The 26,228-nt window shown below is 46.6% G+C and carries 22 protein-coding genes and 1 pseudogene; 11 read left to right on the top strand and 12 right to left on the bottom strand.

Going from position 1 to position 26,228, the window contains the following annotated elements:
- Positions 1 to 234: 234 nt before the first annotated feature.
- The 5 genes from C6W44_RS11930 to C6W44_RS11910 form a co-directional block, all read right to left on the bottom strand.
- Positions 235 to 1,683, bottom strand: coding sequence for an alanine/glycine:cation symporter family protein (locus C6W44_RS11930; protein ID WP_105245909.1), 1,449 nt, complete (start codon positions 1,681 to 1,683; stop codon positions 235 to 237).
- Positions 1,684 to 1,786: 103 nt separating this feature from the next.
- Positions 1,787 to 3,283: an aldehyde dehydrogenase gene (locus tag C6W44_RS11925; protein ID WP_105245907.1), complete on the bottom strand. Its 1,497-nt coding sequence runs from the start codon at positions 3,281 to 3,283 to the stop codon at positions 1,787 to 1,789.
- Between the two features lie 99 nt (positions 3,284 to 3,382).
- Positions 3,383 to 4,249, bottom strand: coding sequence for a 4-hydroxy-tetrahydrodipicolinate synthase (dapA, locus tag C6W44_RS11920; protein WP_105245905.1), 867 nt, complete (start codon positions 4,247 to 4,249; stop codon positions 3,383 to 3,385).
- A gap of 91 nt (positions 4,250 to 4,340) precedes the next feature.
- Positions 4,341 to 5,588: an NAD(P)/FAD-dependent oxidoreductase gene (locus C6W44_RS11915; RefSeq protein ID WP_105245903.1), complete on the bottom strand. Its 1,248-nt coding sequence runs from the start codon at positions 5,586 to 5,588 to the stop codon at positions 4,341 to 4,343.
- Between the two features lie 115 nt (positions 5,589 to 5,703).
- Positions 5,704 to 6,690 (bottom strand): proline racemase family protein, encoded by a 987-nt coding sequence (locus C6W44_RS11910; RefSeq protein WP_105245901.1) that lies wholly within the window; start codon positions 6,688 to 6,690, stop codon positions 5,704 to 5,706.
- 375 nt (positions 6,691 to 7,065) lie between these two features.
- Here C6W44_RS11910 and C6W44_RS11905 point away from each other — a divergent pair, with 375 nt between their 5' ends.
- A complete protein-coding gene (locus C6W44_RS11905; RefSeq protein WP_227526436.1) occupies positions 7,066 to 7,890 on the top strand; it encodes an AraC family transcriptional regulator in 825 nt (274 codons plus the stop codon).
- Between the two features lies 1 nt (position 7,891).
- Here the strand turns inward: C6W44_RS11905 and ggt are convergent, their stop codons facing one another.
- The gene (gene ggt / locus C6W44_RS11900; RefSeq protein WP_105245899.1) at positions 7,892 to 9,820 is read right to left on the bottom strand and encodes a gamma-glutamyltransferase; all 1,929 of its coding nucleotides are present in this window, start codon (positions 9,818 to 9,820) and stop codon (positions 7,892 to 7,894) included.
- A gap of 158 nt (positions 9,821 to 9,978) precedes the next feature.
- On the opposite strand from ggt, the gene C6W44_RS11895 reads away from it, so the two are divergent.
- Both C6W44_RS11895 and C6W44_RS11890 read left to right on the top strand, forming a co-directional pair.
- Positions 9,979 to 11,874, top strand: a complete 1,896-nt coding sequence (locus C6W44_RS11895) for a hypothetical protein (protein ID WP_105245897.1) — start codon at positions 9,979 to 9,981, stop codon at positions 11,872 to 11,874.
- Positions 11,875 to 11,910: 36 nt separating this feature from the next.
- Positions 11,911 to 13,518 carry a hypothetical protein gene (locus tag C6W44_RS11890; protein ID WP_105245895.1) on the top strand — a complete coding sequence of 536 codons (1,608 nt, stop codon included), beginning with the start codon at positions 11,911 to 11,913 and terminating at the stop codon, positions 13,516 to 13,518.
- A gap of 91 nt (positions 13,519 to 13,609) precedes the next feature.
- Here C6W44_RS11890 and C6W44_RS11885 read toward each other — a convergent pair whose 3' ends face one another.
- Positions 13,610 to 14,170, bottom strand: a complete 561-nt coding sequence (locus C6W44_RS11885) for a Spy/CpxP family protein refolding chaperone (protein ID WP_227526435.1) — start codon at positions 14,168 to 14,170, stop codon at positions 13,610 to 13,612.
- Positions 14,171 to 14,384: 214 nt separating this feature from the next.
- Between C6W44_RS11885 and C6W44_RS11880 the strand changes: the two genes are divergently transcribed.
- From C6W44_RS11880 to C6W44_RS11865, 4 genes are all read left to right on the top strand, one after another.
- On the top strand, positions 14,385 to 15,080 hold the full coding sequence (locus C6W44_RS11880) for a response regulator transcription factor (RefSeq protein ID WP_105245891.1): 696 nt from the start codon (positions 14,385 to 14,387) through the stop codon (positions 15,078 to 15,080).
- Positions 15,080 to 16,639: a sensor histidine kinase gene (locus C6W44_RS11875; RefSeq protein WP_105245889.1), complete on the top strand. Its 1,560-nt coding sequence runs from the start codon at positions 15,080 to 15,082 to the stop codon at positions 16,637 to 16,639. Before C6W44_RS11880 ends, C6W44_RS11875 begins: the two co-directional genes overlap by 1 nt.
- A gap of 368 nt (positions 16,640 to 17,007) precedes the next feature.
- Positions 17,008 to 17,262, top strand: coding sequence for an ESPR domain-containing protein (locus C6W44_RS11870; RefSeq protein WP_105245887.1), 255 nt, complete (start codon positions 17,008 to 17,010; stop codon positions 17,260 to 17,262).
- An 86-nt stretch (positions 17,263 to 17,348) separates the two neighbouring features.
- On the top strand, positions 17,349 to 17,963 hold the full coding sequence (locus C6W44_RS11865; RefSeq protein WP_105245885.1) for a DedA family protein: 615 nt from the start codon (positions 17,349 to 17,351) through the stop codon (positions 17,961 to 17,963).
- A 133-nt stretch (positions 17,964 to 18,096) separates the two neighbouring features.
- On the opposite strand, the gene C6W44_RS11860 is transcribed toward C6W44_RS11865, so the two are convergent.
- The gene (locus C6W44_RS11860) at positions 18,097 to 19,089 is read right to left on the bottom strand and encodes an IS110 family transposase (RefSeq protein ID WP_105244335.1); all 993 of its coding nucleotides are present in this window, start codon (positions 19,087 to 19,089) and stop codon (positions 18,097 to 18,099) included.
- A 256-nt stretch (positions 19,090 to 19,345) separates the two neighbouring features.
- Between C6W44_RS11860 and C6W44_RS11855 the strand changes: the two genes are divergently transcribed.
- The 3 genes and pseudogenes from C6W44_RS11855 to C6W44_RS11845 form a co-directional block, all read left to right on the top strand.
- A protein-coding gene (locus C6W44_RS11855) for an IS3 family transposase (RefSeq protein ID WP_105244334.1) occupies positions 19,346 to 20,529 on the top strand; the annotation gives its coding sequence in 2 pieces (ribosomal slippage) (positions 19,346 to 19,619 and positions 19,619 to 20,529; 1,185 coding nt in all).
- A gap of 6 nt (positions 20,530 to 20,535) precedes the next feature.
- The gene (locus tag C6W44_RS11850) at positions 20,536 to 20,865 is read left to right on the top strand and encodes a LysR substrate-binding domain-containing protein (RefSeq protein WP_227526434.1); all 330 of its coding nucleotides are present in this window, start codon (positions 20,536 to 20,538) and stop codon (positions 20,863 to 20,865) included.
- A gap of 9 nt (positions 20,866 to 20,874) precedes the next feature.
- Positions 20,875 to 21,084 (top strand): annotated as a pseudogene (locus tag C6W44_RS11845) (IS3 family transposase); the annotation flags it as partial.
- A 229-nt stretch (positions 21,085 to 21,313) separates the two neighbouring features.
- On the opposite strand, the gene maiA reads toward C6W44_RS11845, so the two are convergent.
- A complete protein-coding gene (gene maiA / locus C6W44_RS11840; protein WP_198336252.1) occupies positions 21,314 to 21,961 on the bottom strand; it encodes a maleylacetoacetate isomerase in 648 nt (215 codons plus the stop codon).
- A gap of 199 nt (positions 21,962 to 22,160) precedes the next feature.
- Between maiA and C6W44_RS11835 the strand changes: the two genes are divergently transcribed.
- The gene (locus C6W44_RS11835) at positions 22,161 to 22,994 is read left to right on the top strand and encodes an IclR family transcriptional regulator (RefSeq protein ID WP_105245881.1); all 834 of its coding nucleotides are present in this window, start codon (positions 22,161 to 22,163) and stop codon (positions 22,992 to 22,994) included.
- A 53-nt stretch (positions 22,995 to 23,047) separates the two neighbouring features.
- Here the strand turns inward: C6W44_RS11835 and C6W44_RS11830 are convergent, their stop codons facing one another.
- From C6W44_RS11830 to C6W44_RS11820, 3 genes are all read right to left on the bottom strand, one after another.
- Positions 23,048 to 23,623, bottom strand: coding sequence for a VOC family protein (locus C6W44_RS11830; RefSeq protein ID WP_105245880.1), 576 nt, complete (start codon positions 23,621 to 23,623; stop codon positions 23,048 to 23,050).
- 164 nt (positions 23,624 to 23,787) lie between these two features.
- A complete protein-coding gene (gene fahA / locus C6W44_RS11825; RefSeq protein ID WP_105245878.1) occupies positions 23,788 to 25,083 on the bottom strand; it encodes a fumarylacetoacetase in 1,296 nt (431 codons plus the stop codon).
- Between the two features lie 189 nt (positions 25,084 to 25,272).
- Positions 25,273 to 26,199 (bottom strand): LysR family transcriptional regulator, encoded by a 927-nt coding sequence (locus C6W44_RS11820; RefSeq protein ID WP_105246681.1) that lies wholly within the window; start codon positions 26,197 to 26,199, stop codon positions 25,273 to 25,275.
- Positions 26,200 to 26,228 lie beyond the last annotated feature (29 nt).

The raw sequence follows: 26,228 nt of genomic DNA, 5'->3' as shown, positions 1-26,228 counted from the left end.
ATTAGCGGATTTTGCGTGGTTTACATGGGAAGTTTAGGCCGTAAAAGCCTTTGTCGCAAATGCTCAGTTGAGCAGGACATCATAGCATTATTTGCTGTTGACAGCTATAGCTTCGGTGGGGGCCATAAGAAACAGCCTGTCTTTGCTGGCAGGTGCTGATATGAAAAAAGCCTTTTATACTATGCTGATATAAAAGGCTTTGAGAGGAAGTAAAACGAGGTTTTTTACCAATACTTAACGCTTACCGTACTTATCACTATACTCTATCCAGAAATCTGCGTTTTCGATACCTACTTTTCTAGGATCAAACATTGGATCAAGTCCTAATTTTTTCTGTTCATCGTAGTCTTTTAGAACTTTTAATGCGGTTTTGCTAAGCAGTAGGATAGCAATGAAGTTTAAGTAACACATACTACCGAAGCCAACATCACCAAGTGCCCACATCATGCCGATTGATTGCACACTACCAGCAAAGCAGATGATCAAAAATACAATTTTTAGTATTGGCTTTAATACAGGATAACGCAGCTTGCTATCTAAATAGACAAGAGTAGTTTCAGCAATGTAGTAATAAGCTATCAAGCAGGTGAAAGCAAATAGGAAGATAGCAATGGCCACAAAGCCACTGCCATACTGGCTAAATACGGTTGATACCGCCGCTTGTGTAAATGCGGTACCAGCGGCCACACCTGGCATGTTTTCAACCAACGTCATGCCTTCTGCAGGAATGACATTGTACATACCTGTAGATAAGATCATCAGTGCGGTCGCAGTACAGACGAGAACGGTGTCAATATAAATCGAAAAGCCCTGCACCAAACCTTGCTTGGCAGGGTGTGATACTTCAGCAGCAGCGGAGCTAAAAGTCGCCTCGCCAGCACCGGCGACGTTGGAGAATACCGCGCGGCGTACGCCCCAAGAAATAGCAGTACCAACGATGCCGCCAAAGACAGCGTCCATTCCAAAGGCGCTCTTGAAGATAAGGGCAAACATGGCAGGTATGTTGGATGCATTAAAGGCTAAGACGATGACCATCATTAAAATATAACCAATCGCCATAAAAGGTACAACAGTACCAGCAAAGCTGGCAATACGTTTTACGCCACCAAATATAATAATGGCCAATAGCGCCACAATGATTATACCAGTCACCGAAGAGGGGATATTAAAAGCGGTCTGAAAGGAGTCAGCGATGGTATTGGCTTGAACGCCAGGAACCAATACGCCATAAGACAGGCAAGTGACGGCAGCAACGACAATGGCAAAAGGCTTCATCTTAAGGCCGCGCTCAATATAAAATGGCGAACCACCACGGTACTGACCATCTACATCGTCTTTGTATACCTGCGCAAGGGTGGATTCAATAAAGGCACTTGCACCGCCCAGCAGCCCCATCACAATCATCCAAAATACAGCTCCAGGTCCGCCAGCTGCGATGGCCGTGGCAACCCCAGCAATGTTACCAACACCAATACGACCCGACAACGCCATACAAAAGGCTTGGAATGAGCTAATACCTCTATTTGAAGTTTGCTTGTCAAATAATAACTTGATCATCTCTTTAAAATGGCGGAACTGTACACCGCGGGTCATAATTGTAAAATAAATACCGACACCGAGTGCCAAATAAACTAACGCATCACTCCAGATATAGCCGACTATGGCGTTAATAATTGCTTCCATGACCTTACTTCCTTGTAAGTTTGACTAAAGAATTCAATTGTTTTGATATGAAATACAGTCACATTAAGCGCGTTAATATGACCGTACGTGTTGCGAAGCTCTATTAATTGACCACCCAAATAGTCTTAGTCTGTGTGTATTGCTCTAACGCTTCTAGACCGTTATCACGTCCGCCGAATCCTGACTGTTTATAGCCGCCAAATGGCGTTGTGATATCGCCTTCTGAAAAGCCATTGATAGAGACAGTGCCCGCTTTGATGGCTGAAGCGACTCGATACGCGCGCTTGATGTTTTGAGTATAAAATGACGCCGCCAAACCATAGCTAGACTGATTGGCAAGACTAATGGCTTCTTCTTCAGTCTCGAAGCTAGTGACGGCAAGGATGGGACCAAATACCTCTTCATTAAACAAAGTCATGTCGGGACTGACATTGTCAAAAATAGTAGGCTCGACATACCAACCGCTGCCCAATTCTGAATGGATGTTGCCTCCTGCAACAAGCGTTGCGCCTTCATCTTTGGTGGTTTGTAGATAATGACTCACCTTGTCGAAATGTGCTTTTTCGATCATTGGACCAATGGCAGTGCTTGGATCATAAGGTGAGCCAACTTTCCAGTCTTTTAGACCTTCTTTAAGTTTTTCAAGTAAAGCGGCTTTTTGGCTGCTATGTACGATCAAACGTGATCCGCAGCTACAGTTTTCACTCATGTTCCAAAATGCAGCAGACAAGATGTCGTTGATGGCGGCGTCATCAAGTACAGCGTCATCAAAGACAACTTGCGGGCTCTTGCCGCCGCACTCTAAGACGATTTCCTTTAAGTTGCTTTGTGCCGCGTATTGTAAGAACAGACGTCCGACTTCTGTTGATCCAGTGAATGACACCATGTCCACATCCATATGCTGACCGAGTGCTGCACCGACATTTTCCCCAAGACCACAGACCAGCTGTAAGGCTTCTTTTGGCACGCCAGCTTCGTAGGCAAGCTCGGTTAAACGGTAGGCGGATAGGGAGGTCAGCTCAGCGGGTTTGACAATGACAGAGTTGCCTGCGATGAGAGCAGGGGCGACTTTCCAAGCGTACATTTGGGCTGGAAAGTTCCAAGGTAACACCGCACCGACGACGCCAATAGGCTCTTGTACGATGAGAGCTAAAGCGGCGCTGCCAGTTGGAGCGACTTTACCGAAAACCTTATCAGCGGCTTCGGCGTACCATTCAAAAGTCTCAATGGTCGCTGGGATATCGGTATTTAGGCATTCGGTAATGGGTTTGCCCGCATCCACACAATCTAATGCTGCAAGTTCCTCGCTATGTTCGTGCATGAGCGCACACCAGCGCTGCATGATGGCTTTACGCTCAGCTGGTGCTAGACGTCGCCATTCACCATTCTCAAAGCTATCGCGTGCGACCTTGACGGCAATGTCAACATCGTCGGCGTTACCTGAGGCGATTTGACCGATGACGCTGTTATCAATAGGCGTGTAATTGTCTAAGGTCTCTGTTGATAGATTTTCGGCGGCGATTAAGTGACCCGCCCATAGTTTTTGTTGTTTTGCTTGCTCGAATACTTGCTCTTTAGTGATTTGTTCTTTAGTGCTCATTTTTCTAATCCTTGTCTGCTAAATTTGATACCGTCAGTTTAACTACGGCTTCAAATTTAGCGTTGCTTATCCTTAACAGTACTTTTACTAAGCTGAGTACTATTTAGACAGCAATGCTAAAAACTCTGATTTCTCATCTGCTGGCATGTCCGTGAGTGGTACGCGAACTGAGCCAACATCCATAGTGCCGTTTAAGCATCCCGCTTTGGCCTTTTGGTTGTAGTTGCCAGACTCCATAGAATGAATGGCAGGATAAATCTCACTCATGATTTGCTTGGCTTTATCCCAGTCGCCTTGCTGGGTGGCATCAAACAGAGCGACTTGTTCGGCTGGAAAGACGTTTGCTGCGCCTGCGATCCAGCTTTTTGCGCCCCAAAAGAAGAAGTCAACGGGTTGATCATCGCAGCCACAGACCACTTCAAAGTCATCAAAATCAGCTTGTAGCATACGTAACGCATGGCTAAAGTCGCCGCTACTTTCTTTTACGCCGACGATGTTAGGGTGCTTGGCTAGATGAGCAACAGTGTCAAATTCAATGGCAACGCCGACACGATCCGGGAAGTTGTACATGATGATTGGTAACTCGCTGGCGTCGGCCACTTTTTCAAAGTGAGCGATGATGCCATCTTGCTCAGGTAAGCTATAAGGCGTCGCAGATAGCATGAGACCGTCATAACCTAAGGTTTTTGCTTGTGCGGCAAGCTCAATAGAGTGATCAGTCGATAAGCTGTTAATACCAGCGATAAGGGTCACTTTATTTTTTGCAGCTTCAGCAATAGTGGTCAATACCAACTCACGCTCAGCTGCCGAAAACGTGTAGTATTCACCAGTAGTGCCGCAAGCGACGATACCAGCAACGCCTTTATCGATAAAGGCTTCGACCAGTGCCGTTAGTTTTTGCGCATCAACGTTACCGTTATGGTCAAATGGGGTAACGATTGGGACTAAGATTCCATTAATATTCATAAGTCTTTCCTTGTTAGTAGTGATTTAAATAATGGTGATTCAATATTGAATCGGTTGGTTTTTTGCTTGCTACACGGCAGTCATAAACTGCTTATTTGAAACGGTTAAGTCGATATGGTTTTGGATCTATCACAGGGAGCTCATCAAAATATAGCTCCGCGACCATTCGTGCGCTGACGACAGCTTGCGTTAGGCCCAAATGTTGATGCCCGAAGTTTAAAAACACCTTGTCAATCCTATCTATGATGGGTAGTGAATCCGCTGTTGAAGGTCGAAAACCCATCCAAGGCACACTGTCTGCTGCATTTAATGGTGCTTTTAACATGGGCTGCGCTTGTTGCAATAACATGTGAGCTCGCCTCATATTTGCTGGCGCATCAAGTCCTGCATATTCCACAGTGCCAGCCAAACGCAAGCCCTCTTGCATCGGTGTCATAATAAAGCGCCGATCCATACTGGATACGGGTATCTGCAAACGCTGCGGCTCATGCGGTAGCATTAGATGATAGCCACGCTCGGTATCTAACGGTACCGTCACACCAGTGAGTTTCCTCGCCAATGTTTTTGAATGAGCACCGGCAGATAGCATGACCTTAGATGCTGTCATATCGCCTTGACTGGTGGTTAGACGAATACCGTCTGGATGCACGGCTGCATCCAGTACACGGCAATGTTCAATCGTATGACCCCCTAATTGTCTAAAGGTACTGTGAAGCTGTTTCATGACGGATTTTAGATTGGTGATGTGACCGGTATTTGGAAAGAATAACGCCGCCAACTGGTTATCTTGTAAGGCAGGCTCACGCGCCAACAGCTCTTTTTGACTTAGTAACTCATTTGCCACACCAATCTCGTTAAGACGGTTGCCATGTGCGGTTAATAACGACACGCTAACGGGTTTTTCAACCGTTAATAAGGAGCCTTCAATATGTACCCAATCGTTTAGTTTCCACTGATTAGCAAAATCCTGCCAAGTTTGAATGCTGCTCTGATTAAGGGTCATTAATGCCTGATGAATGCGCTCAAATGGCTCAGGGCGCATGTTCATGAGTAATTGCATTGCCCAAGGCATTAAGCGCGGCAGATAGCGCCAGTCTATACGTAATGGCCCCGCTGGGTTAAAGAGCATGGCTGGGATATGGCGCAGCATACTTGCATCGGCAATCGGAAAGACCTGCTCGGCAGCGATATGACCGGCGTTACCTAATGATGCGCCTTGACCGACTTCATTGGCGTCGAGTAATGCGACCTTGGTGCCTCGCGCTTGTAACGTCACCGCAGTCGCAAGACCGATAATGCCGCCACCAATAATATGAATGTCGAAGTGTGAGGTGCTCATAGGATCTCTCGATAATACTCATGCATAAACATTGGCTGACCAATTTATTGCTATCTGTGGTTTCGCATATGCTTAATAGTTTTTAGCAATTTCTTAATAAGTACATAACAAGTGTTTAGCAAGAAATGCCCCATTTGAATGGGTCGTCTTCTTGTACAATTAGTGTGGTCTCGGCGCAGACATGGGCATGACCACAGATGGTTGGGATAATCGTGTGCTCAGGGTAGGCTGTAGACTCTGTATTGTTGAGATCAGTGGCATGTTGGTAGCTGCCGGTAAATACGCTGCCAACAACACTTTGTTGGCGCCAGATTTGACCAGGCGCTAACAGATCGTCAGCAGCAAGGCAGGCCAGTTTGGCACTGGTGCCGGTACCGCAAGGTGAGCGGTCGTACGCCGCACCTGGGCATAGGACGAAGTTTTTACTATCTGCTTGAGCATCATTGCTATCGGCAAACAGCTCGATATGGTCAATCTCGCCGCCGTTTTCGCCAGAGATGTTAGCAGTGATTAATGCTTGCTTAATTTGCATGGTTACTTGAGTCAGTTTTGCGACATTATTTGCTTGAATATCTTGTCCGTGCTCACTGACTAAAAAGAACCAGTTGCCACCCCAAGCGATATCGCCACGGATAAGGCCTAATTCAGGGACTTGAACCTCAACTTGTTTTTTATAACGATAAGAAGGGACGTTTTGGATGCTACAGCTGCCATCATCATGCAAGGTTGTTTTGATTAAACCCACTGGGGTCTCAAACCAATGTGTGCCAGTCGTGATTTTTTGTTGATAAGCCAGCGATGCGACGACACCAATCGTGCCGTGCCCGCACATACCTAAATAACCAGCATTGTTGAAAAAGATAATGCCCGCTGTGGCTTTAGGATCAGTTGCAGGAAGGAGTAGTGCACCGACAAGGACATCATTGCCGCGTGGCTCTAGAATGATACTTTGGCGCAGATGGTCAAAGTTTTGTTTGAAATACTGCAGCTTATCTTGCATGGTCTCACCGACCAGCTCAGGAAAGCCGTCATAGACCATACGAGTAGGCTCACCGCCCGTATGTGAGTCGATAATTTTAAAGTTAAATAATGTAGAAGACATGACGGGCACCCTAATTCATCCTTGAAAAAGTTACATTCCATTGTTTTGCAATAGAGCTAATGCAAGCATAGCTTGCAGTCATCCATTAATCCGCAATTGCTAAGGTCTACATATAGAATGGATGTTTTTGAATGGAGCGTCTTGCTGTTTTTTCATGGATAAATGCGCATTTCTGCATAGTGGCTCAGTGTACACTAGAGAAATCTGTGCCAAAAAATTGGTAGTAAAATAGTCAGTTCGAAATAAAACCGATACATTTATGCCAGTAGCACTGTATCGGTTTTAAAGTAAATCAACTATAGATATACGTAGAATAATCTGTAAATTATGAATGTTTGGCTGAGTGTAAAATTGATATGACAAGGATGACATACGATGACTGAGGTAATAACAGATGTAATAGAAGATACAGCACTTGCTATGCTTACCACGTCATTGCAGCAAAATATGACTGCCTATTATCCCGATAGTAGCGAAGCTTTTATTGGTAATGTCTCATTATTACTACCGCTGTTGAATACTTTGACTAATGTAGTGTTTTTTGTAAAAGATGAGCAGGCGCGCTACCAGCTGGCAAACAGAACGCTGTTAAAACGTTGTCAGTTGAATAAGCATGCAGACATTATAGGCTTCACCACAGAAGAGGTGTTTTCACATCATCAGGGCAAAGACTATATGGTGCAAGATATGAAGGTATTGCGCGAGGGAAAGTCGATTGTCGACAACTTAGAGCTGCACAGTTATGCGTCTGGTCAATTAGGGTGGTGTATTACCAATAAGCTGCCTATTTATAATAACAACCAACAAATAGTTGCGATGGTTGGAATATCGGTCGATATCGATGAAGATAATGAGCGTGTTTTACGTAAACACGCTCGCTTGGCTGAAGTTGCTCAGTTTGTACGAGCTAACCTCGATCAAAAAATCAATGTGGCTCAGCTAGCGGAACTGGCTAATTTGAGCGTGTCGCAGCTAGAGCGTACTTTTAAAGCTGTACTCAATATGTCGCCGCTGCAGTTTGTACAAAAGCTACGCTTGGAGTATGCGGTGAAGTTATTGGCTAATCCTGAAATGTCAGTGACTCAGATATCATTGCACTGCGGCTACAGCGATCACAGTGCTTTTAGCCGCCAGTTCAAGCAGTTCACAGGCATATCGCCTACTCAGTTCCGCCACGCGTATTTGACACCAAAAACTTAACTTAATACCCAACCACCGCTGCATCGACAATACGCGGATCAGAGGAGCCGTAGACACCATTTGGCGTTATCATAATCGACTGTGTTGAGCCCATAGCGGCTTTTGGACTGACCGTGTGTCCCATGGATTCTAGCTTTTTGATCGTATCGATATTCAGTGCTTTTTCTACTCGTATCTCATCCGGTAGCCACTGGTCATGGATGCGCGGCGCATGCGTGGCTTCAGCGATATTCATATCATGATCGATGACGTTGGAGATGATTTGGGTGACGGTGGTGATGATGCGGCTACCGCCGGGGCTGCCAGTCACGATATAAGGCTTATCGTCCTTAAATACCAACGTCGGACTCATCGAGGACAGCGGCCGCTTATTGGCTTCTACGCTATTTGCCTCACCGCCTAGTAGCCCATAGCCATTTGGCGTGCCAGGCTTGGCAGAAAAGTCGTCCATCTCGTTGTTTAGTAATATGCCCGTGCCGTCTGCAACCAGACCGGTGCCATAAGAGAAGTTCAGCGTATAGGTATTGGCGATTGCATTGCCGTCTTTATCCACAATAGAGAAATGCGTGGTTTGGTCGCTCTCGTAGGGTAGTGGGTTGTTGGCTTTAATCGTACTCGCTGGCGTGGCCTTGTCTGGATCAATTAAGGTGCGCAGCTGATCGGCATAGGCTTGAGAAGTAAGGCCGCTGGCTGGTACATCGATAAAGTCTGAGTCGCCTAAATACTCTGCACGGTCAGCATACGCCAGTTGCATTGCCTCTGCCATTAGGTGAATGGTTTGCGCGCTATTGTGACCATAGTCTTTTAGTGGATAGCCTTCTAAAATATTTAAAATCTGCACGATGTGGATACCACCAGAGGAGGGCGGTGGCATCGAGACGATCTCATAATCACGGTAGTCGCCTATCACAGGCGTACGAGCGATGGCTTCGTAATTGGCCAAATCCTGCAAGCTCATGCTACCACCAGCCTCATTGACCGCTTTGACAATACTGCGCGCGGTCTCACCTTTATAAAAGCCATCAGCGCCTTGCGCGGCAATGAGCTTTAGCGAGCGGGCAAGCTCTGGCTGATACATGCGCTCGCCAGGTTGATACGCGCTGCCGTCAGGTTTAAAAAACACTTTTTTGGTACTGGGCCACTTTTGTAGGCGATCGCTTAAGGCTTCTAGTGACTCCGACAAGCCAGCGGTGACTTCTATGCCATCTTCAGCAAGTGCGATCGCTGGTGCCATCACTTGCTCGCGGCTCATGGTGCCATGGTCTTCTAGCGCTTTGAGCAGTCCTGCGACTGTCCCTGGTACGCCGACAGCTAAGCCGTGAAAGCGAGACAAATCACTTACCGCATTGCCGTCCTCATCGAGATACATATCACGTGAGGCGCTGCTTGGGGCTCTTTCGCGATAATCGAGTGCCACCGTTTCGCCTTGCTCGGCATCATAAATCATCATAAAGCCGCCACCGCCGATGTTGCCCGCCCGAGGTAGTGTCACGGCTAAGGCAAAACCCACCGCAACGCCAGCATCGACGGCATTGCCACCGTCTTTTAGAATCTGTAAGCCAATATCAGAGGCCAGTGCTTCTTGAGTTGCGACCATGCCGTTTTTGGCCCAGACGGGATGATGAATGGCGTCCTCGGAGTAGATAGCTTGCTCGGTTTTTGTTTTATTGGTTGTGAGTGTCAGCGTATTGGTTTTCGCTGGTGTGATGCGCTTGATTTCAGACAAGACCGTCGGATTATCGGTCATGATGGCCAGATTGATCGCACTGGTGTTGATTGAGGTGTTATTTATCACATTAGCATCAGTTGGTGTTACTGGTTCAAGTGCATGCGCTGATACAGATAGCAATAATGTACTGCTAGCAATGAGCATCGCAGATTTTAATGTGGTGATGATGGGTGGTTGAGAGTGGCCAGACAGATTTGGCATGGCAAAGTCCTTTTTATGTGAGTGGTAAATTTTAATAGATAAAAACAATACAGACTTTTGCCTAGAAACGCACGCTAATATTACTAAATTGTAACGCTTTGTGTTATAAATATCATACGCGTTTATCCTTATTTTACCCATTAAATAAAGGGACTTTTATGTCATCTACTCATAGCAATCATCGCAGTCGACAGTCTGGTTGTAGGTCGCAGCTGCATGAGGTAACTGCGCCTGTGGCGATTTATCATAAAAACAAACATCGAAATTTATCACGTACACTGACGGCGACCGGTTGTGCGCTGCTGCTTGGTGGTACGTCATTGGCATTGATGGGCTGTCAGACAAGCGCTGGCGTCTCCTCAGGCGCGGTATCAGATGCGCTCATCGACTTTGAGGTCGCAGACAGTGCAGTAAACCAAGCACAGGGGCGCGTCTTTACTGACCGTCTACAAGCCAGCTCTGCGCGCTATGAGCAACTGTTTGACCAGCAGAGCTATCCCAATACGCAGACTCAGGCAAAGACACGTTTGCTTGCTGCCATTCGTCAGCATCTCGCCAGTGAGCACGTGGCCGTCGCGCAGGCCAATTATCATATGGCACCCTTTATCGATCCAGACAGTATCGATGCTGGCGCGAGCAGTCTGCTAAGAACCATCATCGAAACTTATGCGTATCAAGAAGAGCAAGCGATAGACGACGAGGCTGCTGATGATAATAGTGAGTTTGCTGACAGGAGTTTTGCTGACGATGCAGATGAAGCGTTTGCTGATGATGAGTATAGCGCCAATACTAAAGACGATGGGTTGATACCGGGCGTGCAAGATGTCAAACCCAAGGCATTATTAAAGAGCTATGAAGCCATGCAAGCCGCCAAGCAGCAGCCAGTGGCGAGCGATGACAAACCGATGCCAACTACCGGCGTCATCGGTCAGATGCTGGCTATGTTGCATCGCACACCTGAGCAAATCGCTGCGACTAACGCCTATCAATATCAGCATTTGACATTTAATAGCGTCAGCCAATTCAGGCCCAAACAGCGCCAGCTACGTAGCGTCTATAGTTATGACTATGTCAGCCCAACGCTTAGCTCATCCATACAGATACCGCTTGCACTGGATTTTAATGACAGTCGTATCACGGTAGACCCATCGGCCATCATGCCGATTGTGGCGCTGGCCAGTCCTGAAAATACCCCGCTGCCTCAGGAGATGACCTCTCATACGGTCAGCTTTGGTCTGCCTAAGGGCATCACCGAGCAGCTGCCGCCTACGGTATTGTATGATGCTGCGCTTGCTGCGATACAGAAGAGTATGGCCGAGCTGGCACCAGAGTATTTCAGCGCCGTTGATATACGTAATGACGCATTTGCCAAAGAAGTGGGGGCCAGCCATGCCGTCAAGTTATATATCGGTAGTAAGCAAGGCGGTGAGCTGGTCGGCAAAATCCTAAAATATATGACCCAGTCACTACAAGAGCATGTCGATGCCAATCCGTCACAGTATCCTGATGGAGCGATGCTAAAAGCTGCACTTGCTAAGGCGCAGCTATACCATAAAGGATATCAAAGCGCGGATGTCGGCGCACTGCTACAGCTGATTGAAGCGATCGGTCCCATCTCCTTTAATCAAACAAACTACTACTATTTGGATCGCGCAAATCAGCTACTGGCCAAACAACAACGGCTAAATGTCGGTAGCGATTTGATGGGTGCGACCACCAGCGTACTCAACCAAGTGCGTTATGATAAAGCCAGCTTTAACGACCATGCGCTCACACCTTTATTGGCCGAGTCTTTTGGGGCAAATGCCAAGCCTGCCATCGACGGCAACGCGTGGCTTGCGAAGATACGCCAACAAAAAGACAGACTGCAAAGCGCTCGTTATGCACGCTATGACTACGAGTATGATGATGAAGATCGTTACGATGTTGATAATACTGATGAAGAGGGTGGCGTTTATGACAGTGGTAATAGTGAGGACTGGAACGACAACGATGAGGCATTGTATGACGATGCGGCCAAGTATGGCATCGATAGCAAGCTAGCGGATCAGTAGGTCTGTCTTGTTAACTCTCCCTATTAAGGATAAAAAATGAAAAAACCCCAGCAAACTCATACCAGCCGCCCGCCACGTGCATCTACTATTATCAATGGTCATGCGGTATTTGCCAGCGCGCTTGTCGCAGGCGCGGCGTTATTGACAGGGTGTCAATCGACCAGCCTTGGACAGTCTAATGCCATGACGGCTACCCAAACCTCAGTAGCTGCCAAAACAGCCGTCGCAAGCGCGCTACAAGCGCAGCGTCGCCAGTCCTTTCGTTATCATAGCAACCTTGAGATTAGTAATAAGCAGCAGTTTGACGGTATAACGTCTCAAAGCACTACCAACAATGGTGCTAACAACCCAGTCACTACTGATGATATCTATCAATACTGCGAAGATACGCATGACGAGGCCTATGCGGCATTATTGGCGCAGGCAGAAGGACAAAAGCAAGATATATCGGCGACAACATATGACGCTCAGCGTGCGACCATCAAACAATCCTATCTAGCCTGTACGGATGCCTATCAAGCATGGCAAGACAGCCAATACGACAGTGAGGTAAGTGTGCCTGCTGATTACCAAAAGTTGTTTGATAATTATGACGCGCAGCCAACCGCGCAGGGTATCAAAAAAGCAAAGCTACTCGATGCCTATCTACTAAAACCGTTGTCTATCAACGCCCAAGGCGTGTATCAGCCGATGGCGGGCAAAGCGACCATGCTTGCCAGTGCCCAATACCAAGCGCGTAATCATCAAAGTAGCCTCAACCAACCGGTCTATATCGATTTTAAAAACGGTGATATTTATCTATGGGCGGACAATTTTGCGATGATTAACTCAAAGCTATTGGACGACAAACTTGGCACGACATGGCAAAACAAATGGCTCAAAGTCACGCTGGACGATGGCACGTTACCCAAAGGCTTTGGCAAAGCAGTGATCACCCATCATTTTGCCGCGCTCGATGCCGCATTTGCCGCAGCGCCAGCAAGTCAGTTTGAGTATGTCGCGGCCACGTCTTTGACTGCGCTATCTCCTAAGCTGCCAGCGCACCAGATGCCCGCAATGCTGGCAAGTGAGCAAGTGATCCGCCGTACTCAAAGCGCGACCAGTCACGAGCAGTCATATCAAGAGTATATGCGTGGTTTTTATGAGCGGATAAGCGAGCAGTATCCAGAGCTTGTCAATGATAGTGCTTCTGATATAGCGCCTGACATTTTTACCAGTAAGGCCTTGGTACAGCAAGTACTGACAATAATCAAAAACAGTATAGACGCCGCTGATGATACGGTCGCCAGCCGTACAGTAGATACTGGTGCAGAGACGCCAAACGTGCAAACGCTATACGGCATTGATAAACGTGGCCGTCTCATCTGGCAGCATCTGCGGCGTGAGTTTCCTAGCGAGACCAATCAGCATAAAGGCATCGTGATGGATGCCATGCAGCAGTATTCTGCTATTCGTCCAAAAGACGCTGCATTTCCCAACTTACCAAGCGATGTACAAGTACCAAATGCGCACAATAGTGTTGATGCGCGCGAGTATGGTCGCGAGCTGATGCAGTACTATCGCGATGGTAATGGCACGGCGATAGGCAAGATGATATTTAAGGCGCTACCGCTGTCGCAAGAGCGTTTGGGCGGTACTGATTAAAAGGTATTGAGCTATCATCAGAATTATACAAAAAAGCGCACCGTTATCACGATGCGCTTTTTCTGAGTGGTGTAGCGGGCAGTAATAACTACTACATGCCTTGATGCTGATGCGGTTGGCCATGCTGACCTTTTGTCATTTTTGCCATTCTCTCGTTTTGCAGTTTGGCAAGTTTGGCGCGTTGCTCCGGCGTTAGCACTTGCGCGATGGCGTGCTGGGTCTGAGCATGCTCAATAAAACGCTGCTTGACTTTAGCCGCTTGCTGATCCGCTAGGCGGTTAAGCGCGGCCGTATTCAACGTGCTGGCAGTGGTCAATGCCTGCATTTGTTGATGCATCTGCGCCCGTTCTGCTTTGTGTTGCGCGCGCTCAGTTTTACGGTCGCCGTGTTTGGCCTCCATGATGGCTTTGATTTGTGCTTGCTGCGTGGCACTCAAATCTAGCTGTGACAGTGGACCTCGCATGCCGCCCCTCATATCGCCTTTATGCATGCCACCTTTGTGCATACCTTCTTTCATGCCGCCTTGATGATGCTTTTGCATTTTGCTGGTGGCAGGTACGGTGTCAGTCGTTGCATTGACACTGGTGCAGGCGGTGACAGCAAATACACTAGAGGTGGCCAATACTGTGCCCATAAGTAGTTTTTTCATCATACAATCCTTTTATAATTTGAGTAAATAAACAATAAATACCTTATCTTGCCAGTATGGCGATAAGTGCGACAAGTGATTGATAGGTGCTATCTTACGACAGTTAAAGGTTGCGATACTTTATGAAGTATTAAGAAAGGTAACGTTTATGGCGTTATGATAAGTCCATGCCTGATAATATAGGCAACAAAGCGACCTTAGGCTTAAGGAGACAGCAGTGCCAAACATACTACTCGGCGATGATGACGAAGAGTTGACCCAGTTATTACAAGAATACTTGCAAAATCATGATATCGATTGTGACTGCGTGCACGATGGTGAAGCGGTCATGCAAAGACTCAAGAATACCAGCACTGCTACCGCTTATGATTTGCTGGTACTCGATATCATGATGCCCAAAATCGATGGGCTCAGTGTGCTGCGGCAACTGCCGGCCATCAGTGATATTCCGGTCATTATGCTGACGGCAAAAGGCGAGGAGATTGATCGTATCATTGGGCTTGAGCTTGGCGCGGATGATTATATTACCAAGCCTTGCAATCCGCGTGAGCTGTTGGCACGTATCAATGCGGTGATAAAACGCACTCGTCTTAGTGCTTCTGATAGTACGTTAGAGCACATGCCGCTACCTGAGAGCCGATTACATTTGGATCAAAACCAGCGACTCTGTCAGATAGACGGGACAGAGCTACAAGTGACAGGCACCGAGTTTGACTTGTTGCTCGCCTTGCTCAAGAAAAAAGGCGAGGTGGTGAGTAAAGCGTGGCTATCAGAGCATGTGTTGCAGCGTGAGCTACAGCCCTTCGACCGCAGCCTTGATGTGCATGTCTCACGCCTGCGCAAAAAACTCCAACCTTTTCATGATGAGCCGATCAAAGCGATTCGTGGGAAAGGCTATCAGCTGGTACTGTAATGACACATTCCGCAAATACTTCTACCTTTCGACCCAGAATCACGCTGTTTTGGCGGCTGTTTTTGAGTCTACTATTGACGATCTTACTCACCTCTATTTTGTCCATCGTGGTAGAGCGGATACTGGTTGAAAGAGCGCTGACCGCGCGTATGGAAGTGCAGATTGAGCAGTTGTTGATTAAACGCAATGAGCTGGCTGCCGCGTTGCAAGCGGGCGATTTTGCATCAGTCAGGCAGATGTACCGTGATGATCGGCGGCTGATGAGTCAAATCAGAGTCTATAACGGGCAAGGCGCTATTATCTTTCCGCGTTATCGAGACCAAGCGGACCGTCAAGACGGCAGGCAAGTTATGCCGCGTGCGCCCATGCATCCGATGCCATCAATGCCTGCCATGCCAAACGCACCCGCCGTACCCGCCTTAGATCATCACCGCTCTGACGATACTACCAGTATGCCAAACAATACTCGCAATCCTTATTGGCAATCGATGATGTCTCAGCGCACGATAGCAGACCCCGAGATGCGCCCTGAGCTGGCGGATAAGACCGTCGCGCTGCCAGATGGTCAGTCTGTCATTATACAGCTGCGTCCGCACCTGCGTTTTGCCGATGTCGTCGCGCTGCAACGGAATAATTTTTCGGTACGTTTGCTGCTAATTATCTTCTTTAGTGTCTTGGTCTGTGTTTGGCTTAGCCGTACCTTGACCCAGCGTATGCGCCGCGTCCAACATGCGGTACATCGCATGATTGCTGGCGATTATCAGGCGGATACCCAGTTGGCAAAAATGGGCGATGATGAGCTGGGTCTATTGGCAAAAGACGTGGCCAAGCTATCAAGGCGGCTGGCTGAGAGTGAGCTGGCGCGCAAGCAGATGCTTAGTGATATCTCGCATGAGCTGCGCTCGCCCTTAGCGCGCCTTGATGTGGCGACCGAGCTGACGCGAGATTTTGCCCCCAATGCCAATCGCTACCTCGACCGTATCGACAAAGAGTCTGCGCGAATGAATGAGCTGATCGAACAAATCATTCATATCCAGTCGCTACAGATGCAGCAATACACCACTGATAATGTAGAAAATGACTGGGTTGATGTCTCCGAAATTATTAGTGAGATTGGACAAGATGTTTGTTTTGAATTTCAGCACAAAAACGTCCATTGGCACTGGCAACCACCAACCCTAAAGTCGACGGTAAAGGGCAACCAAGAACAGTTACATAGTGCGCTTGAAAACGTCATTCGTAATGCTTTTATGCACACAGCAGCTGATTCAACGGTTATGGCTGAGATTAAACCAGCAAAGATAGATGGCAAAAGACCTGCCATTCAAATCCGCATCATAGACGAGGGCGGCGGCGTTGCAGAGCAAGACTTGCAGCGTATTTTTCAGCCCTTTGTACGGCTAGACTCGGCGCGTCACCGCGACACTGGCGGCTATGGGCTAGGGCTGGCGATCGTCCATGCCGTGGTGCTGGCACATAAAGGCCAAATTGACGTTTATAATCGTCTTGATGGTGTCCAAGGGCTGATAGTGCAGATTGTGTTACCTATTGGACTATAAAACGTCTCATTAATGATCTACATGGTTGCCACACCTTTTTAATAAGTAACGAATACCTGCGAAAAGGTGTGCTTGGTATCAGAACAATGAACGAAAATTTGTGAAAAATGGAGGTAATTTAATATAAATAAGAGATAATGAAAAGAATATATTCATTTTTATGAATATATTCCGATAAGCGGTAGTAAATAGCCGAAGAGTGTACATAGTCTTACATGATGAAACTTTTAGGTTTTTAAACCGCTAAGAATGGTTACATTTGCGCAAAAAGTCTCATTAAAGCTTACCGCCGTGTCATTTTGTCGTATTCGCTCTCTACATACCGACTATGAGTTGGCCTCTAATAATTATGTAAGGGAGTGCGCATCATGAACCGCATCTATAAAGTCATATGGAATGAAGCTTTAAATTGTTTTGTCGCCGTTGGTGAATATGCCAAAGCACGTGGCAAGTCTTCTAAATCTAGCGTCAGTGCCAATGCTCGTATTAATACCACAGCTACCACTTCTGTCAAAAAATGGCATGTGAGCGCTATAGGACTCGGTCTGCTGGCTGCTGGCTGCTGGTGTCGCGATGCCACTACATACGTTAACGAAATTTGCACAGCGCGTAAAACCTTCTAAATTGAAAAACCACTGATGAGCTAGTATCTTTTGCCTAAAGATTCGGCTTAGCAGCAGTATTGTCCATTCTATTTTAAAGGTTTTTTATGGGTCAAATCAGTGACTGGGTACTCTCTATTACGGCGAAGTTTGGCTACTTTGGCATTATCTTTGCCATGTTTGCCGAAAACGTCTTTCCGCCTATTCCTTCCGAGGTCATTATGCCTGCTGCTGGGTTTGCCGCTTCAAATAGTGAGCTTAATCTCATACTTGCCATACTAGCAGGGACGCTTGGCGCGGTACTTGGTGCGTTACCGCTGTACTATTTAGGCCGCGTGTTTAATGAAGAGCGCTTGATAGCCTTAACCAAAAAATATGGCAAATTTGTTTTTGTAAAACCTGACGATATCAAAGCTACCAATGAATGGTTCGATAAGCACGGTAAAAAAGCGGTATTCTTTGGTCGTATGGTGCCTGGTATCCGCTCGTTTATCTCGATTCCTGCCGGTATGAATAATATGTCGATGCTACCGTTTTTGGGGCTCTCCGCACTTGGTGCGAGCATTTGGACGACAGGTCTGACGCTCGCGGGTTACTATATGGGCCAAAACTACGAGGTTATTGAATCAACGCTTGCCCCTTACTCGACAGGTATTGGCATCCTTATCGTGGTGCTGATAATCGGTTGGTTTGTAAAGCGGCGTTTATCTGATAAACACTAACAAACGCGAAGACCGATAATCACTAAGTGCTAACGCCTTGATTTACTTGTCGATAGCGTCCAGCCCTAAGCGCATTGTAGTGGCATAATGAAATAGGACAGTAGATAAGAGATACCATCTTAAAAAAGCCAAATCAAGCACTAATTAGCTCAACTTTTGCTTGGTAAGACTGCTGATGTTTAATCACACCGAAACAGATATGCACAAGCTTGCGCATCGCTGCACAGACAGCCTGCATTTTGCACTTACCATTAGCAAGCAGTCGCTCATACTGCGCCTTAATATCAGGATTATGCTTAATGGCGACTAGCGCTGGCATATACAGTTTGGCTCTGATATCACTTGAGCCATTCTTTGCTAAGCGAGACTTGCCTTTAAATAGCCCTGATTCACTATGTTTGGGAACTAAGCCTAAAAAGGCGGCCATTTGTGACGCTTGACTAAACTGCTTATTATGCATCAGCGACACCATCTGCTTTGAGACAACAGGGCCGACGCCTTTAATAGTTTGTAGTAGAGTCTGATCTTGCTTTAAATTGTGATGATGATCGATATGGTCATCAATATCACCATTGAGCTTAACAATAGCGGCTTGCAAAGAGGCTATCATATGCTCAATAGAAGCTTTAACGATAGGAGCGGTGTCTGTGGCCTGCGCTTTTTCCAATCGATTCAGCTCACGTTGTAAGTCTTCTTGTAGTGCGTCTAAGCGCGACAATAATGACTTGAGGTGACGCGCCTCTGCTGGCGGCGGTGTCCATAATTTAGGCTTAGCACTATAGGTGTAGCGGGCTAATAACATACTGTCTTTTTTATCCGTCTTGTTGCGACTTCCTAAACTAGCAGCATAGCTTTTGATATAAGCAGGATTGATAATACTGACGTTAAGACCTTTATCAAATAGGTAGTAGGCGATGTTCTCGTGATAGACTCCTGTGGCCTCGACCGTGATGTGAATATTACTTAAGTCGTCAGTGATGTTAGCAATGAGCCAGTTGATAAGAGCAGCGTAGTCACTGTAATCATTTTTAAAGACTTTGGTTTTAAATTTGAGATTATCAGTGGCTTTGAGCCAGGCGATATCTAGCTTGTTTTTACTGACGTCTATGCCGATATAGTGTGTCATCTTATTGTCTTCCCTTGTCTATGCAGTGTCACTCATGACACCTTGGTAGATGGCGAGGCACTTGGATACCATTCAGAATATGAAGATGATGGGATGAGCATTGGGCATAATCTCTTACACAGTGTCTAGGCACTAAGGTTATACTCATACTCTCAATGCTCATGAATAATTACTTTATTTTATCAACTTTCGTTGGCAGTATTAAGCGGTTATTCAAGATACAAGGTTATACTATCACCAAGACTGGAGAGAAGATATGACCACCAAACGCGGACGCTACAGCCAAGAATTTAAGCTAGAAGCCATTAAACTGGTTGAAGATCAAGGCAGGAAGATACCAGAAGTAGCCAACTCATTAGGTATCGGCAAAACCACCTTAGAGAATTGGGTATATAAATACCGTAAAGAACAGCAAGGTGTCATGCCATCAGAAGGCAAAGCCCTAACGCCTGAATTACGGCGTATACAAGAGCTTGAAAAACAGGTCAAGCAGCTTAAGATGGAGCGAGATATATTAAAAAAGGCATCTGCTCTGCTAGCCCAAGACAATCTCAGCGTCTATCGCTAATAACCAAGCTTGCAGAGCATCATAAGCATATTAGCAAACACAAGCTATGTGAACTGTTTGGGGTTGTTAGAAGTAGCTATTATAACAGTACTAAATCTAGGTCTATAGACATTGAACTTATAAGGCTCAAAGCCTTAATCAGAGAAGTATTTGAACAGTCAAATGGCTCGGCTGGTGCAAGGACGGTATCTGCTATCGTCACGCATCAACATGACATTAAACTCACACGCTACAGAGCAGGTAAGCTGATGGCACAAATGGGGTTGATTAGTCGACAGATAAAATCACATAAGTACAGGCGTTGTGAAAAATTCCATAAAGTTTATGGAAACATACTAGACCGTCAGTTTGCGCCCACTGCACCAAACCAAGTGTGGACAGGTGATGTTACTTATATTCGTATCAAAGGCGGATGGTGTTATTTAGCCATCGTTATGGATTTATATGCTCGACGTATTGTTGGTTTTGCCTTGTCAGATAGCCCGAATACTCAGCTGACCACATCTGCACTAAAAATGGCATATCACATAAGACTTGAGCCTAAAGGCGTGCTGTTTCATTCAGATCAAGGCAGTCATTATACCAGTGAAGAGTATGCTAAATGCGTAGCCAAGTGCAATGGTATGTCGCATAGTATGAGCCGACGAGGCAACTGTTGGGACAATGCACCTACAGAGAGGTTCTTTAGAAGCTTTAAGACAGAGTGGATGCCAAAAAACGGCTATGACAATATTGATGAGGCTCGGCAGGCAGTAAATGATTATATTTGGGGCTATTATCAAAGTGTAAGACCACACAGCTTTAATGAGTATTTAACACCAAGCGAGAAAGAGAGACTTTATTTCAACAAAAACCTCTTAAGTACTGTCTAAAAATATTTGACCACTACAAATGCACCCCTAATTTTATTTACCTCCAATTCATCATTTACTCCAATGATTATAGAAAACTGTCAATCACTAGGTTTTGAACCTAATATTATTTGCCAAACCAATCAGTGGCACTTGCTTCTTGACATGGTAAAACAGGATATGGGTGTGACTCTTTTGCCTCAATATTATACTCAAAAGTTGGATTTAACAGGATTAGTCTGCTTGCCACTAACCCAACCTCAGTTAAAATGGGAGCTTGTCATGGCTTGGCGTCGTCATCGCTTGCTTACACCAAGTATGCGAGCTTGGCTTGATAACATAAGAAAAAATATATAACCAGGCCTTGATAATGCTTTGCCTGAAACAGGGCATAGGTTATACAAAACAGAGGTGATTGAATATTTAAAAGCAGGTTGGCAATGTTTAGCGAATGTACAACTTGCGACATTGAATTGAGTAGATTGGTTCAATAAAAAGCGTATACACAGTGCATTGGGCTATGTATCGCCTTTTGAGTTTGAAAAGCGGTATTATGATATAGTCGATACACTCTAAAAATCTCATAGCGCTACTGGGAGGAATTTTGCGCAGCCTCTGGGAACGCAGCACGCAAGTAAAATTTATACCAGTAGCGCGTTTAAATCCATAACAGTTTTACATTCAGCTAACTATAATTTAATCCTTTCAGGCATCGCTGCCTGACTCAAGTAAACCAGACTCCGACATAGTCGGGGTGGTTCACTATATCGCACTTAATAGGGTGCTGGTGATGGCATTAGGTCAGCTAGATCGCTTGTGGTGCATCAGGCTGCTGCATCGGTTCGGCATCTATAAAGGCTTTTAAGGTGCGGCAGTGAGCATCAATGGCGACGATGGTTGGGTAGGGGGTGAGGTCCACCTCAAATCGGCGCGCAGACGACACCTGTGGTATCAAATAGCAATCTGCAAAGGTTGGTGTGTCACCGTAACAAAACTTACCGCGAGTATGGTCAGCTGCCAAGCGTTTTTCTAAAGCTGCAAAGCCTTCGCTGATCCAGCGGTTGCACCACGTCATGACCTGCGCTTCATCTACAGACAGCTCGTGGCGTAAGTATTGTAAAATACGGCGGTTATTAATAGGGTGTATGTCGCAGCCAATCATCGCACTCAGCGCTCGTACTTGCATACGGCCAGCAGCGTCGCTGGGCAATAAAGGCGGCACAGGATAGACCTCTTCTAGCCACTCTAATATGGCAGGGCTTTGATAGAGTAATACGTCATCAGCCTGTAAAATAGGCACCAATCCTTGTGGGTTTAGGGTTTTGAAAGTCTCAGCTAGCTGCTCGTTTTGGGCCAGATTGACTGCCAGATAATCGTACTCTAGACCTTTTAGATTCATTGCGATACGTGTACGGTAAGATGTGCCGCTACGAAAATAACCGTAAAGTTTCATCATGGTATCTTCCTTTTATTATGTTATGTTGTGAGTCAAACGCCCCGTTGCCACCATAGCTTGTCCCGTCATTATCGTTGCATAAGATATGCATGCTCTCCAACTGCACATGCATACAATCAGGCGTAAGTGTTATAAAATTGTACTTCTCATTCCACGGCCTAAGCCTAAATAAAGCCAGCCTTTTAGCGAGTCCATTATGCCAGCAGCCAAAAGCCTTATAGACAGCGCGCCGACCACTCAAAAAAATGGCGTCCAGTCTTTGGAGACAGGGTTGTCCGTCTTAGATATCCTTATCGAGCGCCGCGAGCCTATGATGTTAAAAGACATTGCTCAAGCGCTGCAAATGCATCCTGCCAAGTGTCATCGCTATTTGGTCAGTCTCATTCGAAAAAACTATGCACAGCAATTGGCAGACGGGCGCTACGGACTTGGGCACAGAGTCGACGCGCTAAGCCACCGAGCCCACCGTCCAAACAACCTTCTAGAGCGCCTGACGCTTATCGCTCATGATATCAAAGACGCCTTGCACTGCGGGGTACAGATTGCCAAATGGTTTACCGAAGGGCCTATTATTATCCAGTCGGTCGAGCCAGATAGCGCCATCAGTATCATCACGCGTGTGGGCTCACGGATGCCGCTTAGCACCTCGGCGACAGGACAGCTGTTTGCCAGCTATCAGTCAGATACGGTTATTTGGCCATTGGTGATGGCAGAATGGCGTGATCATGAGACCTATGATGACATGGCACAAAAACGTCAGACGTTTAGCGAACGATGCGCCAATATCCGTACCCAAGGCTATGCCATGGTGACAGGCGATATGCTCAAAGGTATCAACGCCATTAGTATGCCTGCTTTGATATCATCACAGGCAAGTCATATAGACGATCACAGTACTGAGAAACACGCACCTATCGGTTTAGAGTATGCCATCACGGTCATCGGGACCAATGAGCAACTGCCTGTACATAAGCAACATGATTTGGTCGCGCAGATACGGGCAATCGCGCAGCGTTATGATGTGATGTAACGGTGTTTTTTTCTTAACATTATTTTTCGATACTCAAGTCCTGCACCGACTATTTATTCGCCCATAGGGAGTTGTTGCTTTACTTCTTCTAACTCTTCGTTGTGCAAAAACTGCGTATGGACGGGTGCGCGTTTGGTACGTGACCACTCATCGAGCATCTCTTGCTTCATCGCTTCGGTAATCATCGATACTTTTTCTTCTGACGTGACATCGTCATAGGTGAGCTCCAAGCGGTGGCCGTTTGGATCAAAGAAATAAATCGAGTGAAAGATACCGTGATTGGTCACGCCGACCACCTCGATACCATTGTCTTCTAAATGCGTTTTTGCCAGCATCAGGGCATCTCGATCTTTTACCTTCAGTGCCAAATGCTGTACCCAGCTTGGCGTATTGGGGTCAAAGCCCATCTCAGGCTGATTTGGTACTTCAAAAAATGCCAAGACATTGCCGTGTCCTGCGTCTAAAAACACATGCATATAAGGGTCGAAGGCCTTGGTTGAGGGTACATGATCTTCGGCAAATGCCAAGATAAAGTCCATGTTTAGATGTTTTTTGTACCATTCGACAGTTTCTTTGGCATCCTTGCAGCGATAAGCCACGTGATGGATTTTTTCAATTGTAAAGCTCATATCAATATCCTTTTGATAAAGCGTGACCTGCGTCATACTGCCAGTATGGTTCGAGCAACGGTCTGATCAGAGCGGACGTATGCTTTACTAAAATTTGGCAGCGTGATGAACTGTTTAGCATTGCACGCCTATGTGATAGCCAGTATCAGTGGTCAAAATCAAAGCTAAAAATCAAAGCTTAGGGCAGGCAAGACTTTACCGCGTACTTCGCCAAAACCGACTCGAACGCCGTCTTTTTCGCTATAGCCTTTCATGATGACGGTGTCGCCATCTTCGATAAAGCTGCGCGTCTCACCGCCGGCCAGCGTCACAGGCTTGGTCGCGTTCCAAGCGATCTCGAGCATTGAGCCATAAGCGTCAGGTGTCGGCCCCGAGATCGTCCCTGAGCCCATCATATCCCCGACTTCTACCTTGCAGCCGGTGATGGTGTGGTGTGTCAACTGCTGCGCCATCGACCAATACATGTACTTAAAGTTTGTCTCACAAACGACAGTAGCGCTCTCGGCATTTTCGGGTAGCAGCTCGACCGATAGGTTTATATCAAAGCTGGTATCAGTGGCGGTCTCGTTTAGATACGCCAGCGGTTTTGGCTCTTGGGTAGGGCATGAGGTTTTAAAAGGGGCAAGCGCCTCCATGGTGACAATCCAAGGCGAGACCTCAGAAGCAAAGGTTTTGGCATTGAATGGCCCTAAAGGCACGTATTCCCATTTTTGGATATCGCGCGCTGACCAGTCATTGAGCAACACCATGCCAAAAATATGCTCAAACGCTTCATCGACGGCGATAGGCTGACCAAGCTGGTTGCCTTTGCCAACGATGAACGCAGTCTCTAGCTCAAAATCCAAGCGCTTACAAGGTGAGAAGATAGGGCGCTCATCCGCATTAGGTTTTAGCTGCCCAGAGGGGCGCACGATATCGGTACCACTGACGACGACCGTACTGGCGCGGCCATTGTAACCGACTGGCATCTCTGTCCAGTTGGGTAGCAGCGCATTGTTTGGATCACGAAACATCGTACCGACGTTGGTTGCGTGCTCTTTAGATGAGTAAAAGTCGGTAAAGCCTGGCACGTGAACGGGCAGATGCATGGTGACATCCGCTTGCTTAAACAGTGCCTTTTTTTGTAGCTCGGTGTCGTCACGTAGGGTACTGTCTGCGTCAGATAACAGTGTTTGAACCGTCGCACGCGCCTTTTGCCAATTATCTCGGCCTGAGTCAATAAAGGCGTTTAGGGTCGGCTGGTTAAAATACGGCCCGCCTGCTAAATCTAAAAGACCTGCTGACTCAAGCACAGACAAATCCAGTACGTATTCACCGATTGCCACGCCAGCACGGCGGTTGTCTGCCTCTGCTTGAGTCTTGGTATCGCTAAAAATACCATAAGGCAAATTGTGAATAGAAAAATCAGAGTCGGCGGCAACCTCGATAAACGAAGTCAGGTTTTTGTCAATCATTGACATAAGATGCTCCTTGCTAAAAAAAATAAAGGATAAAGTTAGGTGATAAAAAGTGAGTGAATAAGAAATATAAGGCTTATTACGCAATACGTAATTTATTACTGATAGTATAATTTATGTCTTATGCTAAGTTATCATCAGAGGTATTGCAAGGGTTTTTATCCCCATTATCGCTTACTTTTAGGGGCGCTATTAGCCATGCAGATCGGTAAAGTGCTGCGAAAAATACGTTTGCAAAAACTGCTTAAAGGCAACCGTTGCAGGCGCTAGCGCTCGTGATGAGCGTTGATAGATAAAAAACCGCCTTGTCTTGACTGGATGAGCAAGTGGCCGCATCTGTAAGCCATTGGCGCTGACCCAGTCGATTACCTCTGGCATATAGGGTAGGCACAACGTGATACCAAACCCTTGACGCGTCATCTCCAGCGCTGTCGACATAAAATTGACCTTGTAGCGCGCTTGCTGAATATGGGCGGCGACCGCTTCATCAAGCTCGGTGGTGACTTGCTCAATAAATGGCCCTTGCAAGGTAATAAGCGGCGTCTCTAGCAAGTCTTGCCAGACGATCTCACTTCTTTGTGCCAACACATGCTGCTTTGGCATCACCACACAAAACGGCAATTCGTACAGTAAGTCGGTGCTGATGTCATCATCCATCTCCATAAATCCAAGCTCGGTACCGACGCCTAAGTCCACCTCGATATTTTGGATGTGTTGTAGGACATTTTCGGCCGAGCAATCTAATAACGACACGCTGATATCAGGATAGGTTTGGGAAAACTGAGCGATGACAGCAGGCATAGAGGAGGCTGCAAACTGCGACACCGCTAGTCTGACTTGGCCTTGTGCCAAGCTGGTCAAACTACTGGCTTCGTTTTCAAAAAGATGCATCTCATTTAGTACCCGCCGCGCTTGTGGCAGCAGATGGCGACCGACAGCGGACAACGACAGCTGGCGGGTGGTGCGGTCAAACAACACGATGCCGAGGCTGGATTCTAATTCTTTGATCAAGCCACTCACGGCAGATTGGGTCAGATGCATCTGGTCGCTGGCACGGGTAAAGCTACCATTGTCAGCGACAGTGATAAATGCGGTCAATTGGCGAATGCTGATATTCATAAGTAAACCTGATAAATAAATCATAAAAA

The sequence above is a fragment of the Psychrobacter sp. Marseille-P5312 genome (assembly GCF_900291405.1).
Taxonomy (GTDB): Bacteria; Pseudomonadota; Gammaproteobacteria; order Pseudomonadales; family Moraxellaceae; genus Psychrobacter; species Psychrobacter celer.
The sequence above is the reverse complement of the archived record's forward strand: the minus strand, read 5'-3'. Positions and strand labels throughout refer to the sequence as shown.